The organism is Microbacterium sp. APC 3901 (genome assembly GCF_030407765.1).
Lineage (GTDB): Bacteria > Actinomycetota > Actinomycetes > Actinomycetales > Microbacteriaceae > Microbacterium.
Map to the genome: position 1 here is coordinate 200,562 of NZ_JASDCU010000006.1, position 9,901 is coordinate 210,462.

The window sequence follows — 9,901 nt, forward strand, 5'->3', positions numbered from 1 at the left end:
GCCACGGGATCAGGCTCCGAAGCGCCCGGCGGCCGACTTGTCGGTCTGGACGTACTGGCCCGAGATCTCCTCGGTCTTGCCCGCGATCTGCGTGAGAAGCTGCTGCATCTCGCTCAGCGAGCGGTTCCACTTGGCCTGAGCCTGGTCGTAGGCCTGCTGCGCGGAACCGTCCCACGCCGCACGCAGCTTGCCGACCTCGGACTCGAGACGGTCGAGCTCTGAACGGATACCCTGCGACCCGCTGCGGATCTGCGCTGCCAGAGCATTGACCTGCTCCGGGCGAACTGACATCGACTGCATCATGTTCTCCTTGAAATCTCTGTGGTCTTCGCTCAGGAACCCATCATCGAGCCGAGGCCCGAGATGGTCTGCTGGTGAGCTTCTTCGGTTGCAGCCTGGTCGCGCTCGGTGCCGGCGAGGGCATCCTCGAGCGTCACGAGGACCTCGTTGAGCTGACGAGCCTGCTCGTCCCAGCGGGACATCAGCGTCGTGAACGATACGGCAGCCGCACCCGTCCAGAAGCCACGCAGCTGCTCGATCTCGCTGCGGACCTTCTTGGTCTGCTGGTCGATCCCGGACTTGGTCTCCCGCACCGCCTGGGCTCCGCGGCGCAGAGCCCCTTCTTCTGCGGAGATGACATCAGCCATAACTCACTCCCTCCGGTCCTCACGGACACACGTGCGGGGGAGCGCATCCCAGTGTTGGGACGACTTCGAAACAACCCCCCACGATTCGTTTCAGGAGCCAGGCTAGATCAGATCGACAGGATGCGCCAGAACACCGGCCGTATCCGCACCTCATTCGTGCGTTCGATGGAGAAATCGCGGAGCGACCCTGAAGTGAGCGCTGGGCACCGCTACGGGCACACGATCAGCGCACTCAACGTGCCGGTCCCCGTCTCCGCGTCCTCGGGCGAGAGAGTTCCCCCCGTCTGTCCCTCCCAGAACCGCACGTCGCCGTCGATTCCCCTCAGCCAGTACGAGCCGTCGCTCTCCGCGACGACCTCCGCCCCGTCTGCGCGAAACTCGGTCGTTCCCGTGTCATCGGACACGGTCGCCTGCACCCGCCCCGACGAATCGAAGGAGAGTGTGCCGGGATGGGGCTCGACACCCGCAGCCGTGACCCGCGCGTCACACGACACCGTGCTCGGCGTGAACGCAGCAGTGTGCACGGTGTCTCCGGCCGTGAACCTCACACTCACGCCGACGGGCGCTGCCGACTCCGACGCCTCGGGCTCCGGGGTCGGCACGGTGATCGGATCGTCGCAGACGATCGAGCCCGACAGCGCCGCCGGGTACTGCTCGGCGTCATCGGCTCCGACATTCACGTCGTCCCCCGGGGACCACCCCTCCACGAGAGAGACCTGGCCCTCGGACGCGCCGATGGTGAGCACGGTGCCGGATGCCGAGAGATCGAGCGCGGTTGCTTCGAACAGCACCAGACCGTCGTCGCTTCCGGCGCCGACCGACCCGCGGCGATCGCCGGCGAGGTCTATCGAGAATCGTCCCTGCGGATCGTTCGAGATCGCGAGCCCGTGCACACTCTCCGCATCGCAGGTGATCTGGTCGGGATCGAGAGTCAGCGTCCGTTCCGCGCCGTCCACCTCGTACGTCACGGTGAGTCCCGTCGACGCGCCGGGCGCGCACCCCGCGAGCGCGAACACCAGCGCCGCCGTGGCGAGGGCGGCTGTCGTGGCCCGCCGCCTCACCGGTGCCACGCACCGGATCGGCGGCGATCGAATTCGTCGACCCGGTCGACCGTCTGACCCGCGACGCGGCTCGCCTCGCGCCCGATGAGACGCAACCGCTCGATGGACGCGTTCCAGTCACGCACGGCGACGGACATGGCTTCTCGGGCGTCGCCGTCCCAACGGGATTCGAGCACGGCCGTCTCATCACGAAGCGCGTCGAGAATGCGGGAGATCTCTTCGATGCCCCCGTCGATGCCCGACAGGGCACCCCTGGCGGTCGATACTCTCAGCCCGATCATCGCTGGGTCTCCCCGTTCGTCTCCAACAGCTCCCGCAGTGTATCCGGCATGGCTGCGGGCGGGGTGGGAAGGACTCCCCCCGCGAGCAGCGCCGACAGCGGCGCGCGTCCCTGAAGGATGCGGTCCAGCACCCCTCGCAGATCCGGGTCGTCAGTGCTGTCACGCGCCTCCCGCATCTGCGTCGTCAACTGCACGAGCACCGGGGCGCTCGCGGCGACGGTCGGGAGTGCGAACGGCGCACGCTCGGAGCTCACCCGACCGGCGAACGCCACGTCGGGGTCGAGGTGCTCGGAACTCCGGTTCGCTCCCGCATCCGGCCTCATGAGGTCTGCTCCATCGTCGGTACGGGCATGGTCGCGGCGAAGTTCGACAGATCGCCGGACAGATTGCCCAGCGCTTCGAGAATCGAGTACAGGCTCGAGAGGTCCTGCAGGATGTCGTTCACGTCAGCGAGCTTCTTGAACGCCCACAGCAACGAGACGCCGGCCGTGCCGTAGCCGATGAGTCCGCCACCGCCCGTCCAGACAGTCCCCGTGCCGAACGCGGCGCCCGCAGCTGCGACGAGCACGGCGTCGTAGAGCCCGTAGATCGCGCCGGCGATCTGCTCCGCGGACTGGATGACGCCGGTGCAGTAGTCGGAGAAGACGGTCCCGGCGTCGGCGAGCGCGCTCTGCGCATCCGAGAGGGCGTTCAACAGGTCTTCGAGGTAGGCCTGCGCACTGTTGGACGCGTACCCCTGCCATTGGACACCCGCGTAGGCTGCGGCGCTGGCCAGGTGGCCGTGCATGTCGTCCACGAGCGATGCCAGGCCGTTGATCGTGTCGGCGAACTGCTGGATGTCGCCCCAGCGACCGCCGTAGGTCTCGAGGACGCGTTGCGGCAGCGTCTGGGCACCCAACCACCCGAGCACGGTGTCGATCCACTCGCTCGGACTCAGCAGGTCACCCGGCACGAGGTTCGTGCTCAGCTGGTTGAGCTCGTCGTGGCTGCCGAGATCGCAGAAGAAGGCCGCTCCCCCGGTCGGCGGTCCCCACACCGGAAGCGAGTCGTCGGTGCGGTCATAGCTGGGAGCGAGTTCCGGGTCCCCCGACGGCGTCTGCGCGTTGTCGTTGTACACGTCGGGATCGGTCGCGTCGATGAGCGCGGCCTGCTCCATGTCGATGCCTTCGCCCTCGTCCGCGACGGCGATCAGCTCGGTGGCCGTGCCGTCGAGCACCTGCTCGAGGTGATCGAACCAGTCGATCAGCGACGACCTGATCTCGATCGCCGCACCCGCGACTCGCGTGTAGGCGTCGTAGCTGCCGTCGTCGGTGATCGTACGGCCCTCCAACCATGCACGCGCGCTCGCCGCCTGGTCGGCATACTGCGTGAATGCTCCCGCCTGCTCCCGCAGCCCGGCGGGATTGAGCCAGAAATCAGTGTCGCTCATACCGCCCTCTCGTCAACCTCTGACATCAGTCTTGCAAAGATCGTCCGATCGATGGAGAAAACCTCCCGCTCCGCGACTACGCGTTGCCGCACGCCTCAACTAGGGTGAAAGGCGGAATGCGCAGCCCCGGGTCTCCTCCCGCTCGGCTGCACACCATGGAGGGGGCATCGTTCCATGACTCAGAGCGCAACGGCAGGCACCGTGCTGCGGCTTTCCGTCGTCAGCGACGACCGCCGGCTTGACGTCGGCGTGCCGTCGCAGATCCCGCTCGTCGAGATCATCCCCGGCTTCGCCCGGAGTCTCGGCGTGCTCGACCCGACGCTCACCCATGGCGGCTACTCGCTGCAGCGAGCCGACGGCACCCCTCTCGACCCCGCACGTGGAGCGGCGGCGCAGGGCGTGCACGACGGCGAGCTGCTGACGCTCGTCCGCGGCGGCCTGATGCAGGAGCCGCGTGTCTACGACGACGTCGTCGAAGCGGTGCTCGATGCCACGGCCGAGCAGCACGGCTCCTGGACGCCGGCAGACAGCTCGCGCACCGCCCTCTTCGTCAGCCTCACCTTCCTCGCCCTCTGCGCGCTGCTGCTGGTCGCGACTCCGCCCGCCTCGCTCGTGCCGGCGATCATCGCGGCGTCGGGGGCCATCGTGCTCAGCGTCGCGGCTGCCGTGCTCATGCGTCTCCGTCAGCCCGAGGCCGGGCACGCACTCGGACTCACCGCGGCGGCCTACGGCGGACTCGCCGGTTACCTCGCCGTTCCGGTGCAGAGCATCTGGGGCTGGCCGCTCGCCGCCATGGGTCTGGGGCTCATCATCGTCGGCGGCCTGGGCCTCGCCGTGACGCAGGAGAAGCCCGAGATCCACCTCGTGCCGATCGCGCTCGGCGCCTCGATCGGCGTCACCGCGACCTCCGCCGCGATCTTCGGCGACGCACTCGCCCCGTACGCGATCATGCTCGCGACCACAGCGCTGCTCGCGAACGGCATCCCCTGGCTCGCGCTCAGCTCCACGCGGATCAGGGTCATCTCTCCGCAGAGCGATGCCGACATGTTCGCGGCGCCGGAGCCGATCGACGCCGACGAGGTCAAGCGCCGGGCTGCGGCGGGGACGCGCACCCTGATCGCACTCCGCGCCGCGCTCGGCCTCGCTGCTCTGACCGCGACGCCGCTGGTCGCCGCGAGCGGCGTCTGGGGTGCCCTGCTGTGCGTGTTCGCATTCGTCGGGATGATGTTCCAGTCGCGGCAGATCTACGCCCGCCTCGGCGTGCTCGTCCTGATGGCGATCGGCGCGATCGGGCTTGCCGTCACCGGCGTCACTGTGGCGCTGGCCCTCCCCGACGTCCGCACATGGATGCTCCTGATCCTGGTCGTCGCCACCGTGATGCTGGTCGGTCTCACCCTGCTGACTCCGAAGGCACGTCTGCGACTCACGCGGCTCGGCGACACGGTCGAGGTCATCGCCCTCGCGCTGCTGCTGCCACTCGGCGTCACCACGGCCGGGCTCGTCTGACCCATGGCGACCAAGAAGGATCTGATCGAGGCCCAGGGCTTCAGCAGGCGACGACTCCTCTCGGCATTCACGGGTGGGGCCCCCGGAGGCAAGGAGCTCGACCCTGCGAAGCCGCTGCGCGCGGTCGTCGCCGGAGTCGCACTCACGATCGGTGTCATCCTCGTCGGGGTGTTCTGGGGAATCATGCAGCCGGGACTCCCCGGCGACTGGCAGAACAATCGCCTGATCGTGGCCACCGACACCGGAGCCCGCTACGTCTCGGTCGAAGGAACGCTGTATCCGGTCATCAACACGGCCAGCGCGCGGCTGCTGATCCCCGCCGGTGAGTTCACGGTCGTGCGCACCGATCAGGCCGCACTCGACGGCATCCCGGTCGGCCCGTCGATCGGAATCCTGGGCGCACCTGACGACCTGCCCGCCCCGGGCGCCCTGATCAACTCCGCGTGGACGGCCTGCATCGACGACACCGCGGGCGCGTCGGTGTCGCTGTCGAGCAGGCCGATCGCCGAGATCTCGACCGGGACCGGCGCCGTCGTCCAGCGCGGCGACGAGCTGTTCGTGATCGCCGACGGTCTTCGCTACGCCGTTCCGGCGGACGACGCCAACGCCGTGCTCCGCGCCGTCGGACTCGGCACCAGCGACATCCTCGAGGTCGACGGGCGCTGGCTCAATCTCTTCGAGTCGGGCGACGATCTCGAGCCGATCAGTCTCAACGCGATGGGAGCCTCGGTTCCCGGCACCGATCTGACGGCGGGGACGATCGTGCACACGCAGGGCAGCCCGGCGGAGGAACGCTATGTGGCGCTCGCGACCGGCGAGATCGCTCGGCTCAGTCCACTCGCCTACCAGCTCTACCTGCTCGGCAGCGGGCAGGAGGCCGGCGCGGTGCAGGAGGTCTCACCCGCCGAGATCGCAGACGTGGAGACGCTTCCGTATGTCGGAGGTGAGGATTGGCCGAGCCTGCCGCTGACGACCTTCGCGGCCGGCGAGACGCCGTGCGCGATGGTCACCGACGACGCTCGCACCGTGCTCGGGGCGACCACGACCGAGCTGCCCGAAGAGCGCTCCGGTGTCGACGTCTCGGTCGGCGGCGGCGCTCTCGTCGAAGTGAGCGGAGCATCCGACGACTCCGCCGGCCTGGCCGTGCTCATCGACGAATCAGGCACCGCGTTCGCGATCCCCGGCGCCGCCGCGGAACAGAGCGCGGAGGATGCGGCCAGCGGCCCCATCGCTCAGCTCGGCTACTCCCCCGACGACGTCGGGCGTGTGTCCGACGCGTGGATCGAGTTCTTCGCAGCCGGGCCTGCACTGACCTCCGAGGCCGCCAGAGAGACGCCCGGCTCAGGGACGAAGTGATGCGTCGACGCAGAGCCGCCCTTCCGACCCTCCTGGTGGGCTCGATCGTGCTCGGCGCCGTTCTGACGAGCACGCCGGCATCGGCAGCTGCGTCACACACGGCGAACACCTCTTCGGCGTCGTCGCTCGCGGCACTCGGCACGGGCGTGCCGGCCGCCACTGCCGGCGAGGCCTGCACCCCGGGCACTGTCGTGTTCGCCCCCGAGGCCCCACCGGCCCTCGCCCTGCTCGGTGCCGAAGAGGCCAACCGTGTCGCCACGGGCAAAGGGATCGTCGTCGCCGTCGTCGACTCGGGCATCGATGCGGCGAACCCGCATCTCGCCGGAGTCGTCATCGGCGGTGTCGACCTCGTGGGTGACGGCGAGCGCGCCGACGGCCTGAGCGACACCACCGGCCACGGCACCGCGATCGCCGGCCAGATAGCCGCACAGCCGGTCGCCGGCTCCGGGGTCGTCGGTCTCGCTCCCGACGCACGGCTGCTCTCCGTGCGGGTCTTCCGCAGCGACCAGCAGCAGGACAAGGACAAGGGTTTCGGGCCCACGCCGCAGCGCATCGCGGACGGCATCCACTGGGCTGCCGACAACGGCGCCGACATCATCAACGTCTCGATGTCGCAGACGAACGATTCCCCCGATCTCCGCGCAGCCGTCGAACATGCGGCAGCCGTCGGCGCGCTGGTCGTGGCCAGCGGCGGCAACAGGGCGTCCGACCCCGACGCGAAAGACGGCGCCCGCTACCCCGCGGCGTACGAGCAGGTGCTCGGGGTCAGCGCCGCCGACGCGAGCGGTCGCGCGAACGACGCATCGATCCACGGCCCCCAGGTCGGCGTGACGGCCCCCGGCATGAACGTGCTGAGTGCGGCGCTCGGAGGCGGAGACTGCGTCTTCGCCTCCGATGCCCCCGCATCGAGTTTCGCGACCGGATATGCGAGCGCCGCCGCGGCGCTGGTGGCCGAAGCGCACCCCGAGGACCCCCCGGCCGGATGGGCATACCGACTCACCGCCACGGCCCTGCGCGACGACGCCGACAGACGAGACGACATCAACGGATGGGGATTCATCCAGCCGTTCGCCGCCATCGAGCTGCTCCCGGACGAGACGACCCGAGGGCCGGTGAGCCCGTACTTCGACACCACGGAGAGTGCGGCACGTCCTCCCGCCGCCGCCGTCGACCCCGACCACGGCGCATCGCCCTTCCTGCTCACACGGGAAGCCGCGCTCTTCACGACCATCGGCGGAGCGACCCTGCTCGGCGTGCTCGGCATCCTCATCGTGCTGCGTCGCCGCAGAGATCAGCCGGCCGTGGATCCGGTCGAGGTCGAACGCGAGGGCGGACTCCTCAGCGTCCCGGGGCCCGCCAGCGGTGACGGCACCGTGGGCTGACGCTCAGGCGAGGATGACGAAGCCCAGCGTCACCAATCCGGCGACCGAGACGACACAGGCAGCGGCGAATGCCAGCAGGGTGGCCGTGCTCCAGCGCAGGCCCTGCTTCGCAACGGAGGGCAGCTCCGGATCCACCGCGCGGGTGGGCGCGGCGGCGCCGACCACCACGGGAGGGGCGGAAGGGCCGAGCGGCGCCGGTCGCGGACGGTAGATCTCCGGCGCCGGTGCGTCGGTGGGCGCCTCGAATGAGCTGTGCTCGGCGCTGGCGTCGGCAGCGGGCGCGGAATCGCCGGAGGCGTCGCCCTGTTCGTCCTGGCGTTCCGATCGCTTCCGTCGCACACGCCGCGGCGTCCTGGACACGAGCACGGTCGACTCATCGACGAGTTCCTGTTCGCGCTCCCCGTCGAGAGCATCGGCCGGCTCGTCGGACCTCGCCGAGCTGCGGTCGACGACGACGGTCGCCTCATCGACATCGTCGGCAGGCCCCCCGACCGTCTCCGGCTCGGTCGGCGCTGTCGGCTCGATCGGCGCTGTCGGCTCGGTCGGCGACGCGGCGACCGCCCGTCCCCGGCGCCGATCGCGACGGGTCAGCATGACCGTCTCCTCGGCCTCGGATTCGTCGTCGGTCATCTGACGCGAACCGGGATCGTCGTGCCCTCGAGGCTCGAGTCGGTGAGAGAGCCGGATGCGGCCTCGCGACCGGCCGTGCTGTCGTCCGGTCGCGTGCGCGCGCCTCCCGAGACCACGTCGATCACGACGACCGACACGTTGTCGCGGCCGCCCGCCTTGAGCGCACGGCTGATGAGAGCCGCAGCGGCCGTCTCCGGTCGCCCGTTCATGGTCAGCGTGGCGCGGATCGCTTCGTCACTCACCTCGCCGCTGAGCCCGTCGGAGCAGAGCAGCAGTCGCTCGCCGTCGACCACCGGCAGCAACCAGCTGTCGGCCGTGCTGTCGGGCGCGCCGATCGCCCTGGTGATGACGTTGCGCTGCGAGAACGACGAGAGGTCCTCTGCACGGAGCTCACCGGCATCCACCAGCTCCTGCCCCAGCGAATGGTCGATCGTCAGCTGAGTCAGCTCGTTGCCGTGGTGCCGGTACACGCGGGAGTCGCCGACGTTGAAGACGAGCCAGTGCGGTGAGCCTTCGTGATCGACGAGTGCGACACCGGTCACCGTGCTGCCCGCCCCGCGCTTGTGATCGGCGGAGATGTCGTCGACGACCGCCGAGGCTCGACTCAGGGCGTCGCCGATGTCGGCGACCTCGACGGCCAGCCCGCGCAACGGCTCGAACGCGTCGACCACCGCAGCGCTCGCTCGGTCGCCGGCCTCATGCCCGCCCATGCCGTCTGCGACGAGGAACACCGGCGATGCCACCAGCATCGAGTCCTCGTTCGCTGTGCGCGTGAGCCCGGTGTCTGTCATGGACGCGACGTTCAGCACGACCGACGAGACGGTCACGAGTCGCGCTCCGCGATCACGTGCATCCCCACTTCACCGAGGATGAAGCGGCCGTTGCCGGTGACGCTCTCGCCCGGATCGAGCAGTGTCTCTGTGCCGTCATCCTCGACGACGACGACGCCGTTCGTGGCGTGCAAATCGGTGAGCCGCCACTCGTCGTCATGCACGACGAGGCGGGCATGCGTCTTCGACAGCGTGCGGGTGGTGTCGGAGATAGCGAGCCGTTGTTCTCCCGGTTCGCCGATCGGGTTGCGTCCGATCACGACGCTCGCGCCCGACAGCGAGAACGTGCGCCCGTCGTCGAGCACCAGCGAACGACGGATGCCTCGTCTGCGGGCGACGACGACCGTGGCGTCGAGGTCGTCGACGACGACGTCGTCGGTCGGGCGCGGGGTGACGACCGTCTTGTCGACGTCAGCCGAGAGACCACCCGGAGGCATCGCAGGAACCCCTGCGGCAGGCGCGGGCGGCACACCAGGCGCATCACCCACAGGGGCGGGCGGCGCCTCGGGTGCGAGTGGCGCCTCAGGTGCGGGCGGCGCCTCGGCCACGCTCGGCTCTGCGGCGACCGGAGCGTCGGCGGCCGTCTGCACGTCTCCGTAAGCCGATGGCACCGGGCGGATCGTCGGCATCTGCGGATGCTCGTCCGAGAGCGCTCCGTCGCGGAACGACGGCGGCGCGGGTCGGACCGCGCGCTGTGGTTCTCCGGCGGGCGGCGCCGAGGGTGCGCGCTCTGCCGGCGTCTCGAACGGAGAGGCAGGCGTGGAGGCGGGCGCGGAAGG

At 69.8% G+C, this 9,901-nt stretch carries 12 protein-coding genes; 3 read left to right on the forward strand and 9 right to left on the reverse strand.

Features of this window, described 5'->3' with window-relative positions:
* Positions 1 to 9: 9 nt before the first annotated feature.
* The 6 genes from QMA07_RS07680 to QMA07_RS07705 form a co-directional block, all read right to left on the reverse strand.
* Complete coding sequence (locus tag QMA07_RS07680; RefSeq protein WP_079113895.1) at positions 10 to 291, reverse strand: WXG100 family type VII secretion target; 282 nt, start codon at positions 289 to 291, stop codon at positions 10 to 12.
* A gap of 41 nt (positions 292 to 332) precedes the next feature.
* The gene (locus QMA07_RS07685; protein WP_290160965.1) at positions 333 to 647 is read right to left on the reverse strand and encodes a WXG100 family type VII secretion target; all 315 of its coding nucleotides are present in this window, start codon (positions 645 to 647) and stop codon (positions 333 to 335) included.
* Positions 648 to 856: 209 nt separating this feature from the next.
* On the reverse strand, positions 857 to 1,708 hold the full coding sequence (locus QMA07_RS07690; protein WP_290160966.1) for a hypothetical protein: 852 nt from the start codon (positions 1,706 to 1,708) through the stop codon (positions 857 to 859).
* Complete coding sequence (locus tag QMA07_RS07695) at positions 1,705 to 1,989, reverse strand: WXG100 family type VII secretion target (protein WP_290160967.1); 285 nt, start codon at positions 1,987 to 1,989, stop codon at positions 1,705 to 1,707. The genes QMA07_RS07690 and QMA07_RS07695 overlap by 4 nt, the downstream gene beginning before the upstream one ends.
* Positions 1,986 to 2,312, reverse strand: coding sequence for a hypothetical protein (locus QMA07_RS07700; RefSeq protein WP_290160968.1), 327 nt, complete (start codon positions 2,310 to 2,312; stop codon positions 1,986 to 1,988). The genes QMA07_RS07695 and QMA07_RS07700 overlap by 4 nt, the downstream gene beginning before the upstream one ends.
* Positions 2,309 to 3,418, reverse strand: a complete 1,110-nt coding sequence (locus QMA07_RS07705; protein WP_290160969.1) for a hypothetical protein — start codon at positions 3,416 to 3,418, stop codon at positions 2,309 to 2,311. The genes QMA07_RS07700 and QMA07_RS07705 overlap by 4 nt, the downstream gene beginning before the upstream one ends.
* 174 nt (positions 3,419 to 3,592) lie before the next feature.
* Here QMA07_RS07705 and eccD point away from each other — a divergent pair, with 174 nt between their 5' ends.
* Genes eccD through QMA07_RS07720 form a run of 3 tightly spaced genes read left to right on the forward strand, consistent with a single transcriptional unit; the run spans position 3,593 to position 7,662 of the window.
* Entirely contained in the window at positions 3,593 to 4,924 is a 1,332-nt protein-coding gene (gene eccD / locus QMA07_RS07710) for a type VII secretion integral membrane protein EccD (RefSeq protein ID WP_290160970.1), read from the forward strand.
* A gap of 3 nt (positions 4,925 to 4,927) precedes the next feature.
* Positions 4,928 to 6,280 (forward strand): type VII secretion protein EccB, encoded by a 1,353-nt coding sequence (eccB, locus tag QMA07_RS07715; RefSeq protein WP_290160971.1) that lies wholly within the window; start codon positions 4,928 to 4,930, stop codon positions 6,278 to 6,280.
* Entirely contained in the window at positions 6,280 to 7,662 is a 1,383-nt protein-coding gene (locus QMA07_RS07720; protein WP_290160972.1) for a S8 family serine peptidase, read from the forward strand. The genes eccB and QMA07_RS07720 overlap by 1 nt, the downstream gene beginning before the upstream one ends.
* Before the next feature lie 3 nt (positions 7,663 to 7,665).
* Here the strand turns inward: QMA07_RS07720 and QMA07_RS07725 are convergent, their stop codons facing one another.
* The 3 genes from QMA07_RS07725 to QMA07_RS07735 form a co-directional block, all read right to left on the reverse strand.
* Entirely contained in the window at positions 7,666 to 8,292 is a 627-nt protein-coding gene (locus tag QMA07_RS07725) for a hypothetical protein (protein WP_290160973.1), read from the reverse strand.
* Positions 8,289 to 9,119 carry a protein phosphatase 2C domain-containing protein gene (locus QMA07_RS07730; protein WP_290160974.1) on the reverse strand — a complete coding sequence of 277 codons (831 nt, stop codon included), beginning with the start codon at positions 9,117 to 9,119 and terminating at the stop codon, positions 8,289 to 8,291. Before QMA07_RS07730 ends, QMA07_RS07725 begins: the two co-directional genes overlap by 4 nt.
* Positions 9,116 to 9,901: FHA domain-containing protein (locus tag QMA07_RS07735; protein WP_290160975.1), on the reverse strand; the 786-nt coding region annotated here is incomplete at its 5' end. The genes QMA07_RS07730 and QMA07_RS07735, both read right to left, overlap by 4 nt.

Coding starts and splice junctions, on each gene's coding strand:
- eccB (WP_290160971.1), top strand. CDS start 4,928: ATGGCGACCAAGAAGGATCTGATCGAGGCCCAGGGCTTCAGCAGGCGA.
- eccD (WP_290160970.1), top strand. CDS start 3,593: ATGACTCAGAGCGCAACGGCAGGCACCGTGCTGCGGCTTTCCGTCGTC.
- QMA07_RS07680 (WP_079113895.1), bottom strand. CDS start 291: ATGTCAGTTCGCCCGGAGCAGGTCAATGCTCTGGCAGCGCAGATCCGC.
- QMA07_RS07695 (WP_290160967.1), bottom strand. CDS start 1,989: ATGATCGGGCTGAGAGTATCGACCGCCAGGGGTGCCCTGTCGGGCATC.
- QMA07_RS07685 (WP_290160965.1), bottom strand. CDS start 647: ATGGCTGATGTCATCTCCGCAGAAGAAGGGGCTCTGCGCCGCGGAGCC.
- QMA07_RS07725 (WP_290160973.1), bottom strand. CDS start 8,292: ATGACCGACGACGAATCCGAGGCCGAGGAGACGGTCATGCTGACCCGT.
- QMA07_RS07705 (WP_290160969.1), bottom strand. CDS start 3,418: ATGAGCGACACTGATTTCTGGCTCAATCCCGCCGGGCTGCGGGAGCAG.
- QMA07_RS07720 (WP_290160972.1), top strand. CDS start 6,280: ATGCGTCGACGCAGAGCCGCCCTTCCGACCCTCCTGGTGGGCTCGATC.
- QMA07_RS07700 (WP_290160968.1), bottom strand. CDS start 2,312: ATGAGGCCGGATGCGGGAGCGAACCGGAGTTCCGAGCACCTCGACCCC.